This is a genomic window from Nocardioides sp. BGA-UO-ETr-FS32 (assembly GCF_059567905.1).
This window is the reverse complement of sequence record NZ_JCAQOX010000013.1, coordinates 741,555-765,218: the sequence shown is the minus strand read 5'-3', so window position 1 is coordinate 765,218 and position 23,664 is coordinate 741,555. Positions and strand designations below refer to the sequence as shown.

17 protein-coding genes are annotated in these 23,664 nt (G+C 70.4%); 1 reads left to right on the top strand and 16 read right to left on the bottom strand.

Annotated elements, in window-relative coordinates; genetic code table 11:
- Position 1: 1 nt before the first annotated feature.
- The 15 genes from alaS to AC57BS_RS08780 all read right to left on the bottom strand — a co-directional run bounded on the left by alaS (position 2) and on the right by AC57BS_RS08780 (position 19,945).
- A complete protein-coding gene (gene alaS, locus AC57BS_RS08850; RefSeq protein WP_496411058.1) occupies positions 2–2,701 on the bottom strand; it encodes an alanine--tRNA ligase in 2,700 nt (899 codons plus the stop codon).
- Positions 2,701–2,964 carry a DUF6167 family protein gene (locus AC57BS_RS08845; protein WP_496411057.1) on the bottom strand — a complete coding sequence of 88 codons (264 nt, stop codon included), beginning with the start codon at positions 2,962–2,964 and terminating at the stop codon, positions 2,701–2,703. Before AC57BS_RS08845 ends, alaS begins: the two co-directional genes overlap by 1 nt.
- Positions 2,964–3,485: a hypothetical protein gene (locus tag AC57BS_RS08840; protein ID WP_496411056.1), complete on the bottom strand. Its 522-nt coding sequence runs from the start codon at positions 3,483–3,485 to the stop codon at positions 2,964–2,966. The genes AC57BS_RS08845 and AC57BS_RS08840 overlap by 1 nt, the downstream gene beginning before the upstream one ends.
- A gap of 19 nt (positions 3,486–3,504) precedes the next feature.
- Positions 3,505–5,175, bottom strand: a complete 1,671-nt coding sequence (locus tag AC57BS_RS08835) for an alpha-amylase family protein (protein WP_496411055.1) — start codon at positions 5,173–5,175, stop codon at positions 3,505–3,507.
- Between the two features lie 32 nt (positions 5,176–5,207).
- Positions 5,208–6,164 (bottom strand): TIGR03885 family FMN-dependent LLM class oxidoreductase, encoded by a 957-nt coding sequence (locus AC57BS_RS08830; RefSeq protein ID WP_496411054.1) that lies wholly within the window; start codon positions 6,162–6,164, stop codon positions 5,208–5,210.
- 43 nt (positions 6,165–6,207) lie between these two features.
- Positions 6,208–7,977: an ABC transporter substrate-binding protein gene (locus tag AC57BS_RS08825; RefSeq protein WP_496411053.1), complete on the bottom strand. Its 1,770-nt coding sequence runs from the start codon at positions 7,975–7,977 to the stop codon at positions 6,208–6,210.
- 23 nt (positions 7,978–8,000) lie between these two features.
- Positions 8,001–9,365, bottom strand: coding sequence for a replication-associated recombination protein A (locus tag AC57BS_RS08820; protein WP_496411264.1), 1,365 nt, complete (start codon positions 9,363–9,365; stop codon positions 8,001–8,003).
- Positions 9,366–9,411: 46 nt separating this feature from the next.
- Entirely contained in the window at positions 9,412–10,584 is a 1,173-nt protein-coding gene (locus AC57BS_RS08815) for an ABC transporter ATP-binding protein (RefSeq protein WP_496411263.1), read from the bottom strand.
- A 152-nt stretch (positions 10,585–10,736) separates the two neighbouring features.
- Positions 10,737–11,843, bottom strand: a complete 1,107-nt coding sequence (locus tag AC57BS_RS08810) for an ABC transporter ATP-binding protein (protein WP_496411052.1) — start codon at positions 11,841–11,843, stop codon at positions 10,737–10,739.
- On the bottom strand, positions 11,840–12,850 hold the full coding sequence (locus AC57BS_RS08805; RefSeq protein WP_496411051.1) for an ABC transporter permease: 1,011 nt from the start codon (positions 12,848–12,850) through the stop codon (positions 11,840–11,842). The genes AC57BS_RS08810 and AC57BS_RS08805 overlap by 4 nt, the downstream gene beginning before the upstream one ends.
- 171 nt (positions 12,851–13,021) lie before the next feature.
- On the bottom strand, positions 13,022–14,797 hold the full coding sequence (locus AC57BS_RS08800; RefSeq protein WP_496411050.1) for an ABC transporter substrate-binding protein: 1,776 nt from the start codon (positions 14,795–14,797) through the stop codon (positions 13,022–13,024).
- A 97-nt stretch (positions 14,798–14,894) separates the two neighbouring features.
- Positions 14,895–15,929 (bottom strand): ABC transporter permease, encoded by a 1,035-nt coding sequence (locus AC57BS_RS08795; RefSeq protein ID WP_496411049.1) that lies wholly within the window; start codon positions 15,927–15,929, stop codon positions 14,895–14,897.
- A gap of 175 nt (positions 15,930–16,104) precedes the next feature.
- Positions 16,105–17,898: an aspartate--tRNA ligase gene (aspS, locus tag AC57BS_RS08790; RefSeq protein WP_496411048.1), complete on the bottom strand. Its 1,794-nt coding sequence runs from the start codon at positions 17,896–17,898 to the stop codon at positions 16,105–16,107.
- A complete protein-coding gene (gene hisS / locus AC57BS_RS08785) occupies positions 17,895–19,262 on the bottom strand; it encodes a histidine--tRNA ligase (RefSeq protein ID WP_496411047.1) in 1,368 nt (455 codons plus the stop codon). The genes aspS and hisS overlap by 4 nt, the downstream gene beginning before the upstream one ends.
- Positions 19,262–19,945, bottom strand: coding sequence for an MBL fold metallo-hydrolase (locus AC57BS_RS08780; protein ID WP_496411262.1), 684 nt, complete (start codon positions 19,943–19,945; stop codon positions 19,262–19,264). Before AC57BS_RS08780 ends, hisS begins: the two co-directional genes overlap by 1 nt.
- 113 nt (positions 19,946–20,058) lie before the next feature.
- Here AC57BS_RS08780 and AC57BS_RS08775 point away from each other — a divergent pair, with 113 nt between their 5' ends.
- Positions 20,059–21,321: a DUF349 domain-containing protein gene (locus AC57BS_RS08775; protein ID WP_496411046.1), complete on the top strand. Its 1,263-nt coding sequence runs from the start codon at positions 20,059–20,061 to the stop codon at positions 21,319–21,321.
- Between the two features lie 25 nt (positions 21,322–21,346).
- Here AC57BS_RS08775 and AC57BS_RS08770 read toward each other — a convergent pair whose 3' ends face one another.
- Positions 21,347–23,638: a RelA/SpoT family protein gene (locus AC57BS_RS08770; protein WP_496411045.1), complete on the bottom strand. Its 2,292-nt coding sequence runs from the start codon at positions 23,636–23,638 to the stop codon at positions 21,347–21,349.
- Positions 23,639–23,664 lie beyond the last annotated feature (26 nt).

Sequence of the window (23,664 nt, the reverse complement as noted above, 5' to 3'; positions counted from 1 at the left end):
CTCAGGCCTGGACCTTCGCGGCGACCTCGCGGGCGACGAGCCCCAGCGCCTCGTCGATGCGCGAGGCGTCGGTGCCGCCGCCCTGCGCGACGTCGTCCTTGCCGCCGCCCTTGCCGCCGAGCAGCGGACCGACGGCGCGTACGAGCTCACCGGCCGACAGCCCGCGCGCGCGGGCCTCGTCGTTGGTGGCCGCGACGACGGACACCTTGCCGTCGGCCTGTCCGATGATCACCACGACGCCCGGCTCGCCCTGCGGGAGCCGGCCGCGCACGTCCATCGCGAGGTTGCGCACGTCGCCGCCGCCGGCGCCGTCGGCGCGGTGCGCCACGAGCCGGACCGGACCGACCTGCGTCGCACCGGCCGCCAGGTCGGCGCTGGCGCCGAGCAGCTGGGCCAGGCGCGCCTTCTCAAGCTCCTTCTCGGCAGTCCTGAGGCGCTCGGTGAGCCCCTGGACGCGGCTGACCAGGTCGTCGGGCTGGGTCTTGAGCAGGCCGGTGAGCTGGGCGACCACGTCGCGCTCGCGGGCGAGGTAGCCGAAGCCCTCGACGCCGGTGAGCGCCTCGATGCGCCGGTTGCCGGAGCCCACGCTGGTCTCGCCGGTCACCACGACCGTGCCGATCTGTGAGGAGTGGTCGACGTGGGTGCCGCCGCACAGCTCGCGCGACCAGGGGCCGCCGATCTCGACGACCCGGACCTTGGTGTTGTCGTAGGTCTCGCCGAAGAGCGCGATCGCGCCCCACTCCTTGGCCTGCTCGAGCGTCATGTAGTCCCACGCGACCGGGAGGTCGGCCCGCAGCGCCTGCTGCGAGACCAGCTCGATGTCACGGACCTGCGCCGGGCTCAGCGCCTGCGTCCACCCGAAGTCGAGGCGGAGGTAGCCGGGCCGGTTGTAGGAGCCGGACTGCAGCGCCGTCGGGCCGAGCACCTCGCGCAGCGCGGCGTGCACGACGTGGGTGCCGGAGTGGGCCTGGCGGGCGCCGGTGCGCCACTCGGGGTCGACCCGAGCGTGCACCTCGCGGCTCGCGTCCAGCTCGCCCTCGAGCACGCGCACCTGGTGCACGACCAGTCCCTTGATCGGGCGCTGGACGTCGACGACCTCGAGCATGCCGCCGTCGAACGCGATCGTGCCCGCATCTGCGACCTGGCCGCCGGACTCGGCGTAGAACGGCGTGCGGTCGAGGACCAGCTCGCCGACCTCGCCCTCGGCCAGCCGCGCGACGGGCGCGCCGCCGCTGAGCAGGGCCAGCGGCCTCGACTCGGTCTCGAGGGTCTCGTAGGCCAGCCACTCGGTCGGACCGTGCTCGTCGAGCACCCCGCGGTAGACGGCTGTGTCGCCGTGAGCGCCCTTCTTGGCACGAGCGTCGGCCTTGGCGCGCTCGCGCTGCTCGGCCATCAGGCCCCGGAAGCCCTGCTCGTCGACCTGCAGGCCCTGCTCGGCCGCCATCTCCAGGGTCAGGTCGATCGGGAAGCCGTAGGTGTCGTGGAGCGCGAAGGCGCGCTCGCCAGACAGGGTCGAGCCGCCGGTCTGCTTCACCTCGGACGCGGCGGTGTCGAAGATCTGGGTGCCCGCCTGCAGCGTCTTGCGGAAGGCGTCCTCCTCGGCGTAGGCCACCTGCGAGATCCGCGCCCAGTCGGCGATCAGGTTGTCGTAGGTCTCCCCCATCCGGTCGCGGGAGACGGGCATCAGCTCGGGCAGCACGCGGTCCTCGCAGCCCAGCAGGCGCATGGACCGTACGGCGCGCCGCAGCAGGCGGCGCAGGACGTAGCCGCGGCCGTCGTTGCCGGGGGTGACGCCGTCGCCGATGAGCATCATCGACGAGCGCACGTGGTCGGCCACCACGCGGAAGCGCACGTCGTCGCCAGCGTCGGCGCCGTAGCGCTTGCCGGTCAGCTCCTCGGCCTTCTCGATGACGGGGTACATCACGTCGATCTCGTACATGTTGTTCTTGCCCTGGAGCAGGAACGCGACGCGGTCGAGGCCCATGCCGGTGTCGATGTTCTTCTTGGGCAGGGAGCCGGCGATGTCGAAGTCGGACTTGGAGCGCACGGCGCTCAGCTCGTCCTGCATGAAGACGAGGTTCCAGATCTCCAGGAGCCGGTCCTCGAGCTCCTCCGGCATGTCCGGGCCCAGGGTAGCCGCGTCGAAGTCGGGACCCCACTCCGGGCCGCGGTCGTAGAGGATCTCCGAGCACGGGCCGCCCGGGCCGGGCACACCCATCGACCAGTAGTTCTCCTTGGGGCCGAGCTGCACGATGCGCTCGCGCGGCAGGCCGGTGATCCTGGTCCAGAGCCCGATGGCCTCCTCGTCACCCGCGAGCACCGACGGGTAGAGGCGCGCCTCGTCCAGCCCGAAGCCGCCGTCGGCGACGGGCTTGGTGATCAGGTCCCACGCCAGCTCGATGGCGCCTTCCTTGAAGTAGTCGCCGAAGGAGAAGTTGCCGCACATCTCGAAGAACGTGCCGTGCCGGGTGGTCTTGCCGACGTCCTCGATGTCGGGGGTGCGCACGCACTTCTGGACGCTGGTGGCGCGCTCGTAGGGCGGGGTCTCCTGGCCGAGGAAGAACGGCTTGAACGGCACCATGCCGGCATTGACGAACATCAGGTTGGGGTCGTCGACGAGCAGCGAGGCGGAGGGCACCACGGCGTGTCCGGCGGCCTCGAAGTGCGCGAGGAAGCGGCGGCGGATCTCGGCGGTGTCCATCAGGGCTGGTCCTTCTTGTCGGTGGTGCTCGTGGTCAGTTCGGGAAGACCATGTGGCCTCAGGCCCAGCTGCTCGCGCAACTCGGTTTCGCGCTCGACCCGGCCCAGGTGGACCTCCTCGGCGAACAGGCGGGCGCCGACCTGCCACCCGCGGACGCGGTCGCGCATCCCCTCGGCGGTGAGCGCCTCGGCGGCACGGCGGGCGCGGGCAGCGGCGTACACCCCGACCCCCGCCCCGGCGACGAACCAGAGTGGGCGACCCATCAGGCGACGTCCTCCCCGACGCGTCCGCCGAGGTCCTGGCGCTGCCGCGCACGGAACTCGCGCAGCGCCTGCTTGGTCTCCGCACGGCGCTCGCGACCCGCGCGCCGGGTCTCCTGGCGCACCTGGAAGCGGATCCGGTTGCGGTTCTCGGCCGACAGCGCGCGGCGCAGGCCGTGGGTCCACGAGGCGGCCTTGACGACCGTCTCGCGGGCGACGATGTCGGTGAACAGCCGCCCGTCGATGGGGGCGGCGACGGGGGCCTGCTCGACGGAGGCCGGCTCCGGGGGGTCGTCCGTCCCGACACCGGTGATGACGTAGGTGCCCACGCGCGCGTCGTCGACCGCGGGCGGCGGAGCGGGCGCGAGCGGCGCCTCGAGGAGGGCGACCCGCTCGGCGAGGGCGGCGACGGTCGCCTCGGCGCTCGCGGCACGGCCGCGGGCGCGCAGGGCGACGAGAAGCGCCACCACCGCCACCACCGCCACGAGCCCGGCTGCCGCCGGCCACACCTGCTCCGAAGTCACGGCGCCGAGCCTACAAGCCTCACGGGATGGCGAGATCACCCGTCGGGCGCACGCGCCACCAGCGGAAGCCGTAGCCGTCGAGGGCGACCCTGGCGACGGGCTCCCCCGTCACCACTTCCTCTGCCATCAGGTCGACCGCCTCGAGTCCTTCTCCGCGCGGGTCGACCGGTACCTCGACGGTGGCGGGCTCGGCTCCGAGGTTGTGGACGGTCACGACGGCCGTGCCGTCCAGGTCGCAGCGCTGCACCAGCACCTGCGGCTGGTCCTGCTCCACCACGCTCCAGGTGCCCCACCCGAGCTCGGAGCAGGTGCGGCGGATGCCGATCAGCTTGCGCATGAAGCTCCACAGGGAGTCCGGGTCGTGCATCTGGGCCACGACGTTGACGTGCTCGGGACCGCAGGCTCCTGGCACCACGCGTTGGACCAGGCGCCCGGGCGGCGCCGAGGAGAAGCCCCCGTTGCGTCCCGAGCTCCACTGCATGGGCGTGCGCACCGCCATCCGGCCGTCGGCCTCGAGGTCCTCCCCCATGCCGATCTCCTCGCCGTAGTAGAGCGTGGGCGTGCCGGGCAGGGAGAACATCAGGCTGTAGGCCATCCGGATCCGTCGGGGATCGCCCCCGAGCATCGTGGGCAGGCGCCGCTTGAGCCCGCGGTCGTAGAGCTGCATCTCCGGCTCGGGGCCGAAGGCCGCGAAGACCTCCTTGCGCTGGGCGTCGGTCAGCTTGTCGAGGGTCAGCTCGTCGTGGTTGCGCACGAACGTCGCCCACTGGCAGGTGTGATCGATCGCCGGGCGCTGCGAGAGCGCCTTGACGAGCGGACGGGCGTCCTCCCGGGCGAGGGCGAGGTAGGTGGCCTGCATCCCGATGAAGTCGAACTGCATCTGGAGCTCGTCGGCCGCCGCGCCGCCGAAGAACGCCCGCTGCTGGGCGTGCGGGAGGTTGACCTCGCCGAGCATCATCGCGGTGCCCGAGCGCCGGTTGAGGAAGGCCCGGATGGTCCGCATCAGCTCGTGGGGGTCGACCGCGAGCGCCGGGTCTCCCGCGTTCTTCGCGTTCTGCTCCAGGAACGGGATGCCGTCGACGCGGAACCCGTCGAACCCGAGCTCGAGCCAGAACCCCACCGTGCGCAGGATCTCGTCGACGACCTCGGGGTTGGCGAGGTTGAGGTCGGGCTGGTGCTTGTAGAAGTTGTGGAGGTACCACTCGCCGGTTCGCTCGTCGAGCTCCCAGACGGAGTCCTCCTGGTCGGGGAAGACGACCAGCTTCGAGGTGTCCGGCGGCTCGGTGTCGCGCCAGATGTAGTGGTGGCGGTAGCGGTTGGACGTGCTCCGTCGCGACGCCCGGAACCACGGGTGCTGGTCGGAGGTGTGGTTGACCACGAGGTCGGCGATGACCTTGATGCCGCGGTCGTGGGCGGTGCGGATCACCTCCACCAGCTGTCCGAGGGTGCCCAGGCGCGGGTCGACGCCGTAGAAGTCGGTCAGGTCGTAGCCGTCGTCACGGTCGGGACTGGGGTAGAACGGCATCAGCCACAGGCAGGTGATCCCGAGCTCGGCGAGGTAGTCGATGCGCTCGGAGAGTCCCCCGAGGTCGCCGATCCCGTCGCCGTCGGAGTCGTGGAAGGTCTCGATGTCGAGGCAGTAGATGACCGCGCTCTTCCACCACAGGTCGCTCGTGTCAGTGACTCTCACGGACCTACACAAGCAGACCCGGGGCCGCGGCGTCAGCCCCTCAGGGCGGGAAGCACGTGCTCGCCGAAGGCGTCGATGAAGCCGCCCTGCTCCTTCCCGACGAAGTGCAGGTAGACGTCGTCGAAGCCGACCGAGGCGAGCTCGGCGAGCCGGTCGCGGTGCCAGGAGAGGTCCTCGGACACCTCGACCGCGCGGCGTACGCCGTCCATGCCGACGTGCTCTGCCATCACGTCGAACGCCTCGGCGGTCTCGGTGTCCCAGTTGACGGGCTCGGTGAAGACGTTGCTGCGCCACTGGTCGAAGGCGACCGCCTCCGCCTCCTCGAGCGTCGGCGCCCACGACAGGTGCACCTGGAGGGCGAGCGGCCCGCGCCCACCCGCGTCGCGGTAGGCGGAGACGAGGTCGCGCAGCACCTCGACGGGCTGGTTGATGGTGACCAGGCCGTCGGCCCACGCAGCCACGCGCGCAGCCGAGGGCACCGACACGGCGGGACCGATGAGGCGCGGCGGCACCTCGGGGCGTTCCCACACCCGGGCGCGGTCGACCGTGACGAGACCGTCGTGCGTGACCTCCTCCCCTGCCAGCAGCCTGCGGATCACGTCCACGCACTCCTCCAGGCGCCGCGTGCGCTCCTCCTTCGGGGGCCAGCGGACGCCGGTGACGTGCTCGTTGCTCGCCTCACCGCTGCCCAGCGCGGTCCAGAAGCGCCCGGGGAACATCTCCGCGAGCGTCGCGATCTTCTGCGCGACCACCGCCGGGTGGTAGCGCACGCCGGGGGCGCAGACGCAGCCGAGCTCGAGGTCGGTGGTGGCGAGGGCCGCGCCGAGCCAGCTCCAGGCGTAGCCCGAGTGGCCCTGCCGCTCGCTCCACGGTGAGAGGTGGTCGGAGCACATGGCCATGTCGAACCCCGCGCGTTCGGCGTGCTGGAGGTCGGCCAGCAGCCGGGAGGGGGCGATCTGCTCGTGGGAGGCGTGGAAGCCGATGCGCATGCCCCCACCGTAGACGGCTCGGCACGCTGGGACGACGGACCGGTCAGCGCACGACGTAGAGGTCCTTGTAGTTGGGCGCGCCCCACGAGGCCTCGCCCGTGGGGTTGCCGATCCTGTCCCCGAAGGCGAACAGGCGGTTGGCGTAGGCCGTGGGAATGATCGGGAAGTAGTCGGTGAGGATCCTCTCGTCGAGCTCACCCCACGCCGCGGCCTGCTCCTCGACCGGCAGCCGCGCGATGTCGTCCATCGCCTCGTCGACCGACGGCTCGGAGAAGCGAGCCGTGTCGAACGGGGCGCCGCTCCTCAGCAGGGGTGGCAGCAACGCCGAGCCGGACGGCCACATGGGGCACCAGGTCACCCCGCGCAGGTTGAGCTGCCGGTTCACGTCGTTGTCGGGGTCGAGCCAGACGCTGTAGATCGACTGCTGCACGGGGATGGCCGTCACGTCGAAGCCGCCCTCCTCCAGACCGGTCCTCAGCTGGGCCTGGGCGGCAACGGCCTGCGGGTCCAGCTCGTTGTAGGCCATCGTGATCGGGTAGGGCTGCTCGCCGTGGCCGGCCGCGGCGAGCAGCTGCCGGGACCTCTCCGGGTCGTACGTGATCTGCTCGCCGTCGACCTGCACGTCCCTGCGTCCCGCCATCCCGGGCGGCATGATCGAGCCGGCCGGGACGCGGGTCACGCCCGGCACCTCCCCTGCCGCGATCCAGACGTCCTCGTAGGGGTAGGCGTGGGCCAGCGCCTTGCGGACGCGGATGTCGGTGATCCTGGTGTAGTCGGGCGCGATGGTGGAGACGCACTGCGTGGCCTGCTGGACGAGACGGTCCCCGAGCCGGACGGTCGCCTCGAGGTAGCGGTCCGAGCCCACTGACGTCGACACGGCGGCGCGGCTCCGTGTGCTGCCCGACAGCATGATCTCGTCGACCTTCGCCTGGTCCTGGTCGAACCGGAAGACGAACCTGTCGACGTACTGGTGGCGGGCCGGGTCGGACGCGGGCTCCCACTCGTCGTTCCTGACCAGCACCAGCTCCTCCGCCGGCTCCCAGCTCTCGACCTCGTACGGCCCGTTGGCCAGCGGTCGCTGGCCGTAGTGCGAGGGATCGGAGGCCTTGCCCAGCGGGGCCGGCCCCATCGCCATCACGGCTCCCCAGTGGTCCATGTCGGGGAACGGTCGGTCCATCGTGATCGTCACGTCCTGGCCGTGGACCGAGATGCCGGACCAGTCGTCGCAGCCGGGGTCGTCCCCGGTGTAGGGGCCCGCATGGTCCTCGGCACCGGCGAAGTAGTGCGTGGAGTACTCGGTGCCGGGCCCGGAGGGGAACGTGCCGGAGTCGAGCGAGCGGCAGATGCCGAAGGCGACCTCGTCGGCCGTGACCGGCGACCCGTCCTCCCACGTGGCGTCGCCGCGGATGGTGAAGGTCCACTCGGTGAAGTCGTCGTTGGGGCGGCCGAGGTCGGTCGCGAGGTCGGGCACCAGGACCGGTCGCCCGTCGGCGCCGCGGGCGTACTGGGTCAGCGAACGGCTGACGAGGGCCTGCTGGATGGCGTTGCCCGTGGCCGACCAACCCCCAGTGGGGTCGAGCGTGTCGGGACCGGGGGCGCCGGGGAGGAAGACCGTGATCGTGCCACCGGACGTGGCGCCGTCGACCTCGGGCGCGGGCCCGCGACGGGTCGGGTCCTTCGACACGTCAACCGGCTGCGTGTAGGCCCCGGCCCTGGATGCGTCCCACCCGTGCCCCGTTCCGCCGCCGCTGCACGCGGCGAGCAGCGCGAGGGCCGCGCCGGTCGTGACGACCAGCGGCCTGCTCCCCCTCATGGTCTCAGCTGTCCCCATCCCGCCTAGTGGCCCCGGACGATCCGGCGCACCCGCTCCCAGCGGTCCTTGACCCCGGCCTCCGCGCCCAGCGACGTCGGACGGTAGTAGGTCGCGTCCGCGAGGACGTCGGGGAGGTACTGCTGCTCGGCGACGCCGAACGGTTCGTCGTGGGGGTAGGCGTAGCCCTTCCCGTGGCCGAGGTCCCGGGCTCCACCGTAGTGGGCGTCGCGCAGGTGCGCGGGCACCTGGCCGATCTTGCCCGCCCTGACGTCGGAGATCGCCGCGTCGATGGCGGCGATGACGGCGTTGGACTTCGGTGCGACCGCGAGGTGGATGGTGGCCTGGGCGAGGTTGATCCGCGCCTCCGGCATGCCGATCAGCTGGACGGCCTGCGCAGCCGCGACAGCCGCCTGGAGGGCGCTCGGGTCAGCCAGGCCGATGTCCTCGCTGGCGTGCACGACCAGCCGACGGGCGATGAAGCGCGGGTCCTCCCCCGCCTCGATCATCCGGGCGAGGTAGTGGAGGGCAGCGTCGGGGTCCGAGCCGCGGATCGACTTGATGAAGGCCGAGATCACGTCGTAGTGCTGGTCGCCCTGACGGTCGTAGCGCACCGCGGCCTGGTCGACAGCGGTCTCGGCAGTGGCGAGGTCGATGGTGTCCAGACCGTTGCTCGCTGCGGCGCCCGCAGCCGCCTCGAGGTAGGTCAGCGCGCGGCGCGCGTCGCCGCCAGCGAGCCGTACGAGGTGGTCGCGGGCGTCGTCGGTGAGCTCCGTCGACCCGGCCAGGCCGCGCTCGTCGGCAAGCGCCTGGTCGATGACCTCGGCCACGTCGTCGTCGGTCAGCGACTGCAGGCGCAGCAGCAGGCTGCGCGAGAGCAGCGGACTGATGACCGAGAAGAACGGGTTCTCGGTCGTGGCGGCGATCAGCGTGACCCAGCGGTTCTCCACACCCGGCAGCAGGGCGTCCTGCTGGGCCTTGGTGAAGCGGTGCACCTCGTCGACGAACAGGACGGTCTCCTGCCCGCCCCGGGCGAGCTCGGCCCGCGCCCCGTCGATGGCGGCGCGGACCTCCTTGACCCCCGCGGCGACCGCGGACACCTCGACGAACCGGCGACGGGTCTGCTGGCTGACGATCGCCGCGATCGTGGTCTTGCCCGTGCCGGGCGGCCCCCACAGCAGGAGCGACATCGACTGGTCGCCCTCGATCAGGCGTCGCAGGGGCGACCCGGCTGCTCGCAGCTGCTGCTGGCCTACGAGCTCGTCGATCGTGCGCGGACGCATCCGTACGGCCAGCGGGGCCGACGCGTGGGTGTTGGCGCCCAGAGACCCCGCGCTGGGTACGCCGAGGGATCCGGGCGCGGGTTGCCCCGCGCCCGCGATCTCGAACAAGCCGTCCACGTCGCTGAGTATCCCCCGACGTCGTCGGGGGTCCGCCTCAGACCCCGGTGGTCTGCTTGGTCTTGAGGTCGTACCAGGTCTTCTCGTAGCCCGGGATCGTGAGCTGCGTGTTGCTCGGCACGGCACCGGGGACCGGGCTGCCCTGGTCGTCGACGCCCAGGAGGTCCGTCGTCACCGGGGTGGCCGGGTGGGAGCCGAGCTCGCCGGCGAAGTGGCACGCCACCTTGTGCCGCTTGCCGATCTGCAGCAGCGGCGGCTCCACCTTGGCGCAGATCTCCTGCGCGAACTGGCAGCGTGTGCGGAACCGGCAACCCGACGGCGGGTTGATCGGGCTCGGCACGTCGCCCTCGAGGCGGATGCGCTCGCGCCGACCGCCGACGGCCGCCTGCTTCACGTCGGGCACCGCGGAGAGCAGCGCCTGGGTGTAGGGGTGGTGCGGCTTGCCGTAGATCGTCTCGCGGTCGCCGATCTCCACGATCTTGCCGAGGTACATCACGGCAATCTCGGGGCAGAAGTGGCGCACGATGGCGAGGTCGTGGGCGATGAAGAGGAACGCCACGTCGAACTCGGCCTGGATGTCCTGGAGCAGGTTGATGACCTGGGCCTGGATCGACACGTCGAGCGCGGAGACCGGCTCGTCGGCCACGAGCAGCTTGGGGTTGAGGGTCAGTGCCCGGGCGATGCCGATGCGCTGGCGCTGGCCGCCGGAGAACTCGTTGGGGTAGCGGTTGTAGTGCTCGGGGTTGAGACCCACGACCTCCAGCAGCTCCTGCACGCGCGGGAGCACCTTGTTCTTCGGGACCACGTTGTGGACCTCGAGCGGCGCACCGACGATCGTGCCGACCGTGTGCCGCGGGTTGAGCGAGGTGTAGGGGTCCTGGAAGATCATCTGCACGTCGCGGCGCAGCGGCTTCATCTCCCTGTTGGAGAGCTTGGCCAGGTCCTTGCCGGCGAACATCATCGAGCCGCCGGTCGGCTTGTAGAGCCGGGTGATCAGGCGGCCGGTGGTGGACTTGCCGCAGCCGGACTCGCCGACGAGGCCGATCGACCCGCCCTGCGGCACCTCGAAGGAGATGCCGTCCACGGCCTGGACGTGGCCGATGGTGCGGCGCACGACCCCCGACGACTTCACCGGGAAGTACATCTTGAGGTTGTCGACCGTGAGCACGGAGGGAGCGTCGGGGTCGAGCTCGGACGCGGTGTGGCCCATCTCGGCGACGCTCGCGAAGTCGAGGCCGTCGACCCGTGCCTCGTGCTCGGAGACGACGTCGTGGCCGCCGCCGAGCTGGCGGTCGCCGGTCTCGGCGGCGTTGGCCCCGATGTCGGTCGGCTCGATCTCGGCTCGGGCGTTGGGGTCCTGGGTCATCGGGTCTCCTCGAGGAGCTCGGGGGCGATCTCGGGCAGCACCTCGGACTGGTAGACCCCGACCGGGTCCGCGAGGTGGCAGCGCTTGAGATGGGCCGTGCCCGAGCTGGCCGGCAGCAGCTCGGGGAGCTGGGTGCTGCACAGGTCACCGGCGACCTTGTCGGAGTGCACGCACCGCGGGTGGAAGGAACAGCCCGGCGGCGGCCGCAGCAGGCTGGGCGGGTTGCCGGGGATGGGGATCAGTCGGGCGTCGGTCGACGACGACACGTCGGGGACGCTGGACAGCAGGCCCCAGGTGTACGGCATCTCGGGCGTGGTGAGGATCTGCTTGGTGGTGCCGAACTCGACGCACCGCCCGGCGTACATCACGAGGACGTCGTCGGCCATCTCGGCGATGACGCCGAGGTCGTGGGTGATGATGATGACCGCGGAGTTGAACTCGCGCTGGAGGTCCTGGAGCAGGTCGAGGATCTGTGCCTGCACGGTCACGTCGAGCGCCGTGGTCGGCTCGTCGGCGATCAGCAACGACGGGTCGTTGATGAGGCCCATCGCGATCATCGCGCGCTGGCGCATGCCGCCGGAGAACTGGTGCGGGAAGTCGTCCACGCGCCGGTCCGGCTGCGGGATGCCGACGCGGTCCAGCATCTCGATCGCCTTGCGGCGTGCGTCGCGCTTGGACGCGCTCGAGTGGTGGACGAGGTAGGCCTCCTCGAGCTGCGCGCCGATCTTGTAGAACGGGTGGAGCGCGGCGAGGGCGTCCTGGAAGATCATCGCCATCGCGTTGCCGCGCAGGCCGCGCATCCGCGACTCGCTCAGCCCGACGACCTCGGTGCCACCCACGCGGATGGAGCCGGAGATCTGCGCCGACTTGGCGTCGTGCAGGCCCATCACGGCCATGCTCGACACGGACTTGCCGGAGCCGGACTCGCCGACGATGCCGAGGGTCTTGCCCTTCTCGACCGAGTAGGACAAGCCCTGCACCGCGGTGACGGGGCCGTCCTCGGTCGGGAAGGTGACCTTGAGGTCCTCGACCTGGAGGAAGGGTCCGTCGGTCTCTGCTGCCGCCGCGGCGGCGCTCGACTGGGTCACGGGAACGCTGGTCACGAAAGCCTCACCCTCGGGTCGAGGACGCTGTAGACAACGTCGACGAGCAGGTTGGAGATGATCAGGATGACGGCGCTGAAGAGCGCGGTGGCCTGGACGACGGGAAGGTCACGGCCCTGGACGGCCTCGAGCGCCCACCAGCCGATGCCCTGGATCTCGAAGATCCGCTCGGTGAAGATCGTGCCGGCGAGCAGGGTGCCGAAGTCGATGCCGAAGATCGTCACGACCGGCACCAGTGCGGCACGCAGGCCGTGCTTGTAGACGATGGTCCGGGCGGGCAGGCCCTTGGCCTTGGCCGTGCGGATGTAGTCCTCGCTCAGGGCCTCGACCATCGCACCGCGCGTGAAACGGGTGTACTGGGTGCAGCCGAAGATGCCGAGCGCCACCCACGCGAGGAACAACCCGCTGAACCACTTGAACGGACTGTACTCGCCTATCGGGAAGTAGCCGGTGTCACTGAACAGCGGCACCTCGAAGGTGATCGTCAGGTAGAGCCAGGTCAGCAGGGCGAAGAGGTAGTAGGGGATCGAGCTGATGAACAGGAAGCTCGAGACCAGGGCCTTGTCGGCCACGGTGCCGCGTCGTCTCGCGGCGGCGACGCCGATCGGCACGCCGAAGAGGAGGTAGAGGAACGCACCGCCGATGGCAACGGAGAAGGTCGCGGGCATGCGCGAGACCAGCTCCTCCTTGACCGGCTGCTTGGTGCGGAAGCTGACGCCGAGGCACGGCGCGGTGCACTCGTACTCGCTGGAGGCGATCGTGATCGTGCGCCCGCCGAAGACGCCCCCGACGAACTTGCCGTACTCCACGTAGACGGGGTTGTCGTAGCCGAGCGTGCGCTCGTAGACCTCGAGCCGCGCGGGGGTGCACCTGTTGCTGGTCTCACGATCACAGATCGGCTGGGCCGGGCTCGACGGTCCGTACCAGAACAGCAGGAAGATCGCCATCGAGACCAGGGCCACGACGAGGACTCCCGAGATCAGGCGCTTCACGACATAGGCAAACATCGCTGGTCACTCTCCGGGGATGGTGGATGAGTCGGACCCCCGAGGCAGGAAGCCTACTGGGTCCGGGCTGCCGAGTGGGGGCTCCCGTTGTTCGGGAGCCCCCACCCGTCAGTGTTGTGCTGCTGGGGTACTACACGGTGCTCCGGGCCCGAGCCCGGTGGGCAACCAGGATCACTGCATCACGTACAGGTCCTTGTAGTTCGGCGCACCGATCGAGCCATCGCCCGTCGGGTTGCCGATCTTGGTGCCGAAGGCGAACAGGTCGTTGCGGAACGCGGTCGGGATGATCGGGAAGTACTCCGTCATGATCTTCTCGTCCAGCGCGCCCCAGGCGTCAGCCTGCTCCTCGAGCGGGAGCTCGTTGATGGCGTCCATCTCCTCGTTGATCGACGGCTCGTCGAAGAACGCGGTGTTGTAGACGGCCCCACCCTTGAGCAGCGGCGGGAGCATCGTCGAGCCGGCCGGCCAGTCCGAGCACCAGTTGACGCCACGCAGGTTCAGCTTCTTGTTGACCTTGTTGTCGGGGTCGAGCCAGATGTTGTACGGCGAGTCCTGGACCGGGATCGCGGTGACCTTGAAGCCGGAGGCCTCGAAGCCCTTGGTGATCTGGTCCTGGGTGGCCACGGCCAGCGGGTCGACCTCGTAGTAGACCATCGTGATCTCGTAGGGCTCGTCACCGTAGCCGGCCTCGGCGAGCAGCTCCTTGGCCTTCTCCGGGTCGTAGGTGATCTGCTCACCGTCGACCTGGAACTCCTTCTTGCCCGCCATGCCGGGAGGCATGATCGAGTTGGCGGGGACACGGGTCACACCGGGCACCTCGCCGCCGGCGATCCAGACGTCCTCGTAGGGGTAGGCGTAGGCCAGGGCCTTGCGGACCTCGATCTCGGTGATCTTGGTGTAGTCAGGCGTCAGCGTCGAGACACACTGCGACGTCTGCTGCACCAGGCGGTCGCCCAGCTGCGAGTTGGCGTCGTTGTACTTGTCGGAGCCGAGGCTGGTGGAGACGGCGGTCTGGCTGTCGGCGTTGTCGGAGAGCATGATCTCGTCGACCTTGGCCTGGTCCTGGTTGAACTTGAAGACGAACTCGTCGGCGTACTGGTGACGACCCGGGTCGGACTCAGCCACCCACTGGTCGTTCTTCACCAGGCGGAGCTCCTCGTTGGGCTTGTAGCTCTCGACCTTGTAGGGGCCGTTCGACAGCGGCTTGGTGCCGTAGTTCGGCGGCTTGGAGGCGTTGCCCAGCGGAGCCGGGCCCATCGCCATGAACGCGCCCCAGTAGTCCATGTCCGGGAACGGCACGGACATCGAGATCGTGATGTCCTGACCCTCGACCGAGATGCCGTCCCAGGCCTCGCACTTGGGGTCCTTGCCGGTGTAGGGGCCCTCGTACTCCTCAGCACCAGCGAAGTAGTGCTTGGAGTACTCGGTGCCCGGACCCGACGGGAACGCCTCGGAGTCCAGCGAACGGCAGATGCCGAACGCGACCTCTTCGGCCGTGACGGGCTTGCCGTCCTCCCACGTGGCGTCCTCACGGATGGTGAAGGTCCATTCCGTGAAGTCCTCGTTGGGGGTGCCGAGGTCCGTGGCGAGGTCGGGAACCAGCACAGGCTGACCCGCCTCGTCACGCACGTACTGGGTCAGCGAGCGGCTCGTGAGCGCCTGCTGGATGGAGTTGCCGGTGACCGACCAGCCACCGGTGGGGTCCAGGGAGTCCGGACCGGGGTCGCCGGGGAGGTAGACCGTGATGGTCCCGCCCGGGGTGGCGCCCTCGACGTCGGCAGCAGGGCCCTGACGCTCAGCGTCCTTGGTGCCCCCCTCCTGGTCGCCGAACTCTCGGTCCGAACCCGAGCCGTTGGAACCACCATCGTCCGACGAACCGCCGCCACAGGCAGCGAGCGTCAGGAGGGCGGCACCAGCAACGAGTGCGAGCGGCTTGTTCCGCTTCATGCTGTCCAGCCTTTCTTTCTTGTTCTCACCGAGGACGGCGTCTCCGGCGACGTGTGTGTGTGTGTGGGACCCGGGCCCCTGCGATGGCAGGTCTGGCTCAGCGACGGGTCTTGGGGTCGAGGGCGTCGCGCACGGCGTCGCCCAGGAGGTTGAGGGAGAGCACCAGCGCGACGATGCCGAGCAGCGGCTGCCACAGGTATTGCGGGTACTCGCGGAAGTAGGTCGGGGTCGCGGCCTTGAAGATCGTCTGGCCCCACGACACACCGTCGGTGACACCGATGCCGAGGTAGGCCAGGCCCGCCTCCAGCGCGACGAACGCCGGCAGCATCAGCGAGACGCTGATGATGATCGGAGCCGCGAGGTTGGGCAGCAGCTCCTTGAACAGGACGCGGGAGGTCGGCATGCCCATCACCCGGGCCGCCTGGACGAACTCGCGCTCACGGAGCGCGAGGACCTCACCGCGGATCAGGCGGGCGGTGCCCATCCAGCCGAAGAACGCCAGCACCATGACGAGGCTGAACTTCTGGATCGTGCCGTAGTTCTCGGAGGTGTTGAAGCGGTCGTTGAGGATCGGGGCCATCGTGAGCGCCGCGAGGAGGAACGGGATCGTCAGGAACATGTCGATGAAGAACGACAGGACCTTGTCGACCGCGCCGCCCAGGAAGCCGGCCAGCAGGCCGACGATCACGCCGACGGTGCTCGCGATCACCGTCGCGACGAAGGCGATCATCAGGGAGATCCGGCACCCGTGCAGCCAGTAGGCCAGGTTGTCCTCACCGGTGCGGGGGGCGACACCCATCGGGTGGTCCCACGTGAACGGACCGGCGGGCGGGCCCATCTCCGGCTTCGGCAGACCGTTGTTGAGGCCGTCGACCCGCTCGGAGGCGAGCGGCGTCTCCAGGCTCACGCCGAACATGCTGCTGATCGTGCCGGCGAAGACGGCGCAGATGATGAAGAACAGCACGACCACCGCGCAGACGACGGCGATCTTGTCCTTGGCCAGGCGGCCCAACGCGATCCGCATCGGCGACTTGCCGGAGATCTCCTTGGCCTTCTGGCTGTTGGGATCCTGGTGCTGCGGCTCGTCACTCAACGAGCCCAGCGTCTCCGGCCCTGCGGTCTCTGCCGACATGCTCTCCCCATCTGGTTCGGGACTGTCCCGGCGCAGATCGGGGGTCCCCCGGGGCCTGCGCCGAGACGGGACTCTATGTGACCTGCACCGCGTGGACGATCACCGACGGGTAACGATCCCGTTACGACGCACGGACCCCGCAGCTGTCCCGAACCCCCGGCAAACCTGCGGGAGATCACCCCAAGGGCGGGACGTCCTTCACGGGCGCGGCGTCGACACCGGCTTCCTTGCGCTGCTCCGGGGTGATGGGTGCGGGCGCCGCCGTGAGGGGGTCGTAGCCCCCTCCGGACTTCGGGAAGGCGATCACGTCGCGGATCGAGTCGGTGCCGGCGAGCAGCGCGACGATGCGGTCCATGCCGACGGCGATGCCGCCGTGCGGGGGCGCGCCGAACTTGAAGGCGTCGAGCAGGAAGCCGAACTTCTCCTGCGCCTCCTCCTCCCCCAGGCCCATCACGGAGAACACGCGCTTCTGCACGTCCCCGCGGTGGATACGGATGGACCCGCCGCCGAGCTCGTTGCCGTTGCAGACGATGTCGTAGGCGTACGCCAGGGCGCTGCCGGGGTCGGTGTCGAAGGTGTCGACGAACTCCGGCTTCGGGCTCGTGAATGCGTGGTGCACGGCGGTCCAGGCGCCGGCGCCGACCGCCACGTCGCCGCTCGCGACCGCGTCGGAGCTCGGCTCGAACAGTGGTGCGTCGACGACCCAGGTGAAGGCGAAGGTCGATTCGTCGAGCAGGTCGAGCCGACGGCCGATCTCGAGCCGGGCGGCGCCGAGCAGCGCATGGCTGCTCTTGACCGGACCGGCGGCGAAGAAGACGCAGTCGCCGGGCTGGGCACCCACGTGGGCGGCGAGCCCGGCACGCTCGGCGTCGGTGAGGTTCTTGGCGACCGGTCCCCCGAGCTCGCCGTCGTCGGCGATGGTGACGTAGGCGAGCCCCTTGGCGCCTCGCTGCTTGGCCCAGTCCTGCCACGCGTCGAACTGGCGACGCGGCTGGCTGCCGCCGCCCGGCATGACCACGGCGCCGACGTAGTCGGCCTGGAAGACGCGGAAGGGCGTGTCCGCGAAGTAGTCCGTGCACTCCACGAGCTCGAGGCCCATCCGGAGGTCGGGCTTGTCCGAGCCGTACCTGGCCATCGCCTCGGCGTAGGTCATCCGCGGCAGCGGGCGCTCGATGGTGTGGCCGGCCTGGGCCCACATCGCCTCCAGGACGTCCTCCATCAGCTCGATGACGTCCTCCTGGTCCACGAAGCTCATCTCGATGTCGAGCTGGGTGAACTCGGGCTGGCGGTCGGCGCGGAAGTCCTCGTCGCGGTAGCAGCGCGCGATCTGGTAGTAGCGCTCCATGCCGCCGACCATGAGCAGCTGCTTGAACAGCTGCGGGCTCTGGGGAAGGGCGTACCAGCTGCCCGGCGCCAGACGGGCCGGGACCAGGAAGTCGCGGGCGCCCTCGGGCGTCGAGCGGGTGAGGGTGGGGGTCTCGACCTCGACGAAGTCACGCGCGTCCAGGACGTCGCGAGCGGCCTTGTTGATCTTGCTGCGCAGGCGCAGGGCGGCGTTGGGGCCGGATCGGCGCAGGTCGAGGTAGCGGTGCTTCAGGCGCGCCTCCTCACCGACCTCGCCACCCTTGTGGCCGGACGCGTCGTCGATCGGGAACGGCAGCGGGTCGGAGGCGGAGAGCACCTCGAGCTCCGTGGCGACGACCTCGATGTCGCCGGTCGCCAGGTTGGGGTTCTGGTTGCCGTCCTTGCGGGCCACGACCTCGCCGGTCACCTTGAGGCAGAACTCGCTGCGCAGGCTGTGGGCCACCTCCTCGTCGCGGACGACGACCTGCACCACGCCGCTGCGCTCGCGGAGGTCCAGGAACGCGACGCCGCCGTGGTCGCGCCGCCTCGCCACCCATCCGGCGAGCGTGACGGTCTGGCCGACGTGCTCGGCGCGCAGGGCGCCGGCGTCATGGGTGCGGATCACTGGTTCTCCTCGGTTTCGCTGGTTGCGGTGGTGCGGGCGGTGCTGATGACCGAAGGCCGTAGGTCGGCCTCGGGCGGTGTCCAGGTCGAGGGATCGGCCTCGGCCTGCTCGCCGCTGCGGATGTCCTTCACCTGGCTGCTCCCATCGGCCCGGACGAACCAGACGAACGGGATGCCGCGGCGCTCGGCGAAGCGGATCTGCTTGCCGAACTTCGCCGGCGACGGCGCGACCTCGCAGGCGATGTCACGTGCGCGGAGCGCCGCGGCGACGCGGGTGCTCGCCGCGCGGTCGTCCTCGCTGTTGAGGGCCACGAGGACGGCGCTCGGCACGGGCCGGCTGCCGGAGAGCACGCCGTCGGCGATGAGCGGGATGAGGGTGCGGGAGACGCCGAACGACACGCCCACGCCCGGATAGGTCGTACGGCCGTCGCTGGCCAGCGCGTCGTAGCGCCCGCCCCCACCGACGGACTTCAGGCGCTCGTAGCCGTCCATGAAGATCTCGACGACGGTGCCGGTGTAGTAGTCGAGGCCGCGGGCGATGCGGAGGTTGGCCTCGACGCCCACGCGGTCGCCGGCCACGGCCCGGCAGCCCTCCACCACGGCCGCGAGCTCCTCGAGGCCCTGCTCGAGCAGCTCGTCGGTGACCCCCAGCGCCCGGACCTGCTCCACGAAGGAGGTGTCCGTGACCCGGATGGTCGCCAGCTCGAGACAGCGCGCGGCCTGCTCCGGGGTCGTGCCGACGCGCTCGACGAGCATCGCCGCGACCTCGTCGGCCGGGAGCTTGTCGAGCTTGTCGATGACGCGGATGGCGTCGGTGACGTCGTCGATGCCGAGGCCGCGGTAGAAGCCCTGGATGAGCTTGCGGTTGTTGAACTGGAACGACACCCGCGGGATCGGCAGCCGGCCGAGGGCGTCGACCATCACCGCCATCACCTCGACGTCGTGGTGGAACGGCAGCTCGTCGCGCCCCACGATGTCGACGTCGGCCTGGGTGAACTGGCGGTAGCGGCCCTCCTGCGGCCGCTCGCCGCGCCATGCCGGCTGCACCTGGAACCGACGGAACGGGAACTCGAGGTGTCCGGCGTGCTCGAGGACGTAGCGCGCGAACGGCACGGTGAGGTCGAAGTGGAGGCCGAGGTCGGCCTTCGCGTCGGGCTCCGCCGCGATGCGCTGGAGGACGTAGATCTCCTTGTCCACCTCGCCGCCCTTGGCGAGGCGGTCGACCGGCTCGACCACGCGGGTCTCGATGTTGGTGAAGCCGTGCAGCTCGAAGGTGCGCGAGACGGACGCGATGACCTCGCGCTCGACGGCGCGCTGGGCAGGCAGCAGCTCGGGGAACCCGCTCAGCGGGCTGATCTTGCTCATCAGTGGTCCTGGATCAGGTCGTGGAGGAACGGGTTGGTGGCGCGCTCGCGCCCGATCGAGGTCTGCTCGCCGTGGCCCGGCAGCACGACGATGTCGTCGGCCAGCGGGAGCACCTTGTCGGCGAGGCTGCGCAGCATCGTCGCGTGGTCGCCGCCCGGGAGGTCGGTGCGCCCGATCGAGCCCTTGAAGAGCAGGTCGCCGGAGAACATCACCTCGGAGACGTCCTCCTGGGCGTACGGCGAGCGGAAGGTCACCGAGCCCTCGGTGTGGCCCGGCGTGTGGTCGACGACGAACCTGAGGCCGGCCAGCTCGAGCTCGGCGAGGTCCGACAGCTCGCGCACGTCGTCGGGCTCGGCCCACGAGTAGTCGCCGCCGAGCAGCATCTGGGTGGTCTCGCGGCTCATCCCCGCCATCGGGTCGCTCAGGAGGTGGCGGTCGGCGGGGTGGATCCACGCGGTCGCGTCGTAGGTGCCCGCGACGGGGGCGACGCACCACACGTGGTCGACGTGGCCGTGGGTGACCAGCACGCTGACCGGCTTGAGCCGGTGCTCGCGCACGACCTGGTCGACACCTGCGGCGGAGTCCTTGCCCGGGTCGATGACCACGCACTCGGACCCGGGACCCGTCGCCACGACGTAGCAGTTGGTCCCCCAAGGTCCGGCGGGGAAGCCGGCGATGAACACGGGCGTCAGTCCTTGCTTGTCGTCCACGGGTCGCCTGGCCGTCCGGCCAGTCGTCTGCCTGTCGGTGGGAAGCCTACCGACGGCACTCCGGGCCATGACTACGATGGGCGACCATGAGCGCCGACAAGCAGTCCCCAGACGACGCGACCCAGGCCGGCACTGCCTGGGGTCGGGTTGCCGAGGACGGCACCGTCTATGTCCGCACCGCCGATGGAGAGCGTTCCGTCGGGTCCTACGAGGCCGGTACGCCGGACGAGGCCCTGGAGTTCTTCACCAAGCGCTTCGAGGAGCTCGAGGGCAAGGTCCACCTGCTCGAGCAGCGGGTCACCTCGGGGCGGCTGGCTCCCGAGGAGGCGACCTCGTCGGTCAAGGCGCTGCGCGAGCAGGTCGTGGACGCCCACGCGGTCGGCGACCTCGTCTCCCTCGCCGCCCGGCTCGACGCGCTGGCCCCCGTCATCGCCGTGCAGCGCTCCGCCCGCAAGGAGGAGCGCGCACAGAAGGCGGCGGAGTCGAAGGCTGCCAAGGAGAAGCTGGTCGCGGAGGCCGAGCGCCTCGCCGAGGGCACCGACTGGCGCAACGGCGCCAACCGGCTGCGCGACCTGCTCGCCACGTGGAAGGAGCTCCCCCGGCTGGACCGCGCCACCGACGACACCCTGTGGCGCCGCTTCTCCACCGCGCGCACGACGTACACCCGCCACCGCAAGGCGCACTTCGCGGAGGAGCACGAGCGCCGCGACTCCGCGCGCGTGGTCAAGGAGCGGCTCGTCAAGGAGGCCGAGGCCCTCTCGTCCTCGACCGAGTGGGGCCCGACCGCCGGCAAGTACCGCGACCTGATGCGTGAGTGGAAGGCCGCCGGCCCCGCCCCGCGCGAGGTCGACGACCAGCTCTGGCAGCGCTTCCGCGGGGCGCAGGACACGTTCTTCGGTGCCCGCGACGCCGCCAACGCGGCACTCGACCAGGAGTTCGCCGCCAACGCCGAGGTCAAGGACGCGATCCTCGTCGAGGCCGAGGCCCTCCTCCCCGTCACAGACCTCGAGTCGACCAAGAAGGCCTTCCGCGAGCTGGCCGACCGCTGGGACGCCGCCGGCAAGGTCCCCCGCGACCGCATGAAGGACCTCGAGGGCCGGATGCGCAAGGTCGAGCAGGCCATCCGCGCGGTCGAGGACGAGCAGTGGAGCAGGAGCGACCCGGAGAAGTCCGCGCGCGCCGACGACATGATCGGCAAGCTCGAGGCCGGCATCGCCGAGACCCGGGCCAAGCTCGACAAGGCGAGCGCGGCCGGCGACGACCGGCGCGCGAAGGACCTCGAGTCCGAGCTGGCCAACAAGCAGGCCTTCCTCGACATGGCCCGCAAGGCGGCCGCCGAGTTCGGCTGATCAGGGCCGGGCTGGGCTGGGCTGATCAGGACGTCACCCGGTAGGCGTCGAAGACGCCCGGCACCGCGCGTACGGCCCGCAGCACGCCGTCGAGGTGGGCGGCGTCGGCCATCTCGAAGGAGAACCGGCTCTTCGCCACCCGGTCGCGGGTGGTGGAGAGGGTGGCGCTGAGGATGTTCACGTGGGCGTCGGAGAGCGCCATCGTGATGTCCGACAGCAGCCGTGCCCGGTCGAGCGCCTCGACCTGGATGTTGACGAGGAACGTCGACTGCGACGTCGGCGCCCACTCCACCTCGAGGACCCGCTCGGGCTGGCCGAGCAGGCTGGAGGCGTTGGTGCAGTCCTTGCGGTGCACCGAGACTCCCCCGCCCTTGGTGACGAAGCCCAGGATCGGGTCGGGCGGCACGGGCGTGCAGCACTTGGCGAGCTTGACCCAGAGGTCCTCCACACCCTTGACGATCACGCCGGAGTCGGTGGGTCCGCGCTTGGTGGCCGTGCGGGAGCGGCCGGTGATGGTGACGCCCTCGGAGAGGTCCTCCTGGGCACCCTCGTCGCCGCCGTGCAGGTCGATGACGCGGCGTACGACGGCCTGCGCGCTCAGGTTTCCCTCGCCGACCGCGGCGTAGAGCGCCGAGACGTCGGCGTGGTGGAAGTGCTCGGCCACCAGCGCGAGGATGTCGTGGGTCATCAACCGGGTGAGGGGCAGCCCCTCCTTGCGCATGAGCTTGGCGATCTGGTCCTTGCCGCGCTCGATCGCCTCCTCGCGCCGCTCCTTGGTGAACCACTGGCGGATCTTGGAGCGGGCCCGCGGCGACTGGACGAAGTTGAGCCAGTCGCGGGACGGACCCGAGGTCGGCGACTTGGAGGTGAACACCTCGACGACGTCGCCGTTGTCGAGCGTCGACTCCAGCGGGACGAGGCGGCCGTTGACCCGCGAGCCGATCGTGTGGTGCCCCACCTCGGTGTGCACGGCGTAGGCGAAGTCGATCGGGGTCGCGCCGCTCGGCAGCGGGATGACGTCACCGCGGGGGGTGAAGACGTAGACCTGCTGCTGGTTCATCTCGAAGCGCAGGGACTCCAGGAACTCGCCCGGGTCCTCCACCTCGCTCTGCCAGTCGAGGAGCTGGCGCAGCCAGGTGAGGTCGTCCTTGTCGCCGAGCTTGTCGGTGTCGACGCCGGCCTTGCTGTTCTCCTTGTACTTCCAGTGCGCGGCGACGCCGTACTCGGCACGACGGTGCTGGGCGAAGGTACGGATCTGCACCTCGACCGGCTTGCCCTGCGGACCGATGACCGTCGTGTGGAGCGACTGGTACATGTTGAACTTCGGCATCGCGACGTAGTCCTTGAACCGGCCCAGGACCGGGTTCCAGCGCGAGTGGATCACCCCGAGCGCGCTGTAGCAGTCGCGGTCCTCGTCGACGAGGATGCGGATCCCGACCAGGTCGTAGATGTCGGAGAAGTCGCGACCGCCGACGATCATCTTCTGGTAGATCGAGTAGTAGTGCTTGGGCCGGCCGGTGACCTTGGCGTTGATCCGCGCCGCCTTGAGGTCCTGCTCGATCTCGACGACGACCTCGGCGAGGAACTGGTCGCGCGACGGCGCCCGCTCGGCGACCATCCGCACGATCTCGTCGTAGATCTTGGGGTGGAGCGTCGCGAAGGCGAGGTCCTCCAGCTCCCACTTGAGCGTGTTCATGCCGAGCCGGTGGGCCAGCGGGGCGTAGATGTCGAGCGTCTCGCGCGAGGACCGCTCCTGCGAGGCGGCCGGGACGTAGCGGAGCGTACGCATGTTGTGCAGGCGGTCGGCGAGCTTGATGACCAGGACCCGGATGTCGCGCGACATCGCCACGATCATCTTGCGGATGGTCTCGGCCTGCGCCGAGTCGCCGTACTGGACCTTGTCGAGCTTGGTGACGCCGTCGACGAGCACCGCCACCTCGTCGCCGAAGTCCGCGCGCAACGCGTCGAGGGTGTAGGGGGTGTCCTCGACGGTGTCGTGCAGCAGCGCCGCCACGAGGGTCGGCTCGGTCATGCCGATGTCTGCGAGGATCGTGGTCACCGCGAGCGGGTGGGTGATGTAGGGGTCGCCGCTCTTGCGCATCTGGCCGGTGTGCCACTTGTCCGCGACGGCGTACGCCCGCTCCAGCAGCGCGAGGTCGGCCTTGGGGTGGTTGGCGCGGACCGCGCGGAACAGCGGCTCGAGGACCGGGTTGGAGGACGGGGGGCGGGTGCCGACGCGGGCGAGGCGGGCACGCATGCCGCGCGCGGTCAGGGGCGCCACCTTGGGCTCCTGCGCGGGCACCGTGTCCTCAGCCATTGGCCCAGTCTAGTGACGCTGCACCC

Coding starts and splice junctions, on each gene's coding strand:
- AC57BS_RS08815 (WP_496411263.1), bottom strand. CDS start 10,584: ATGGGCCACACCGCGTCCGAGCTCGACCCCGACGCTCCCTCCGTGCTC.
- AC57BS_RS08845 (WP_496411057.1), bottom strand. CDS start 2,964: ATGGGTCGCCCACTCTGGTTCGTCGCCGGGGCGGGGGTCGGGGTGTAC.
- AC57BS_RS08825 (WP_496411053.1), bottom strand. CDS start 7,977: ATGAGGGGGAGCAGGCCGCTGGTCGTCACGACCGGCGCGGCCCTCGCG.
- AC57BS_RS08795 (WP_496411049.1), bottom strand. CDS start 15,929: ATGTCGGCAGAGACCGCAGGGCCGGAGACGCTGGGCTCGTTGAGTGAC.
- AC57BS_RS08830 (WP_496411054.1), bottom strand. CDS start 6,164: ATGCGCATCGGCTTCCACGCCTCCCACGAGCAGATCGCCCCCTCCCGG.
- hisS (WP_496411047.1), bottom strand. CDS start 19,262: ATGAGCAAGATCAGCCCGCTGAGCGGGTTCCCCGAGCTGCTGCCTGCC.
- AC57BS_RS08800 (WP_496411050.1), bottom strand. CDS start 14,797: ATGAAGCGGAACAAGCCGCTCGCACTCGTTGCTGGTGCCGCCCTCCTG.
- alaS (WP_496411058.1), bottom strand. CDS start 2,701: ATGGACACCGCCGAGATCCGCCGCCGCTTCCTCGCGCACTTCGAGGCC.
- AC57BS_RS08770 (WP_496411045.1), bottom strand. CDS start 23,638: ATGGCTGAGGACACGGTGCCCGCGCAGGAGCCCAAGGTGGCGCCCCTG.
- AC57BS_RS08805 (WP_496411051.1), bottom strand. CDS start 12,850: ATGTTTGCCTATGTCGTGAAGCGCCTGATCTCGGGAGTCCTCGTCGTG.
- AC57BS_RS08775 (WP_496411046.1), top strand. CDS start 20,059: ATGAGCGCCGACAAGCAGTCCCCAGACGACGCGACCCAGGCCGGCACT.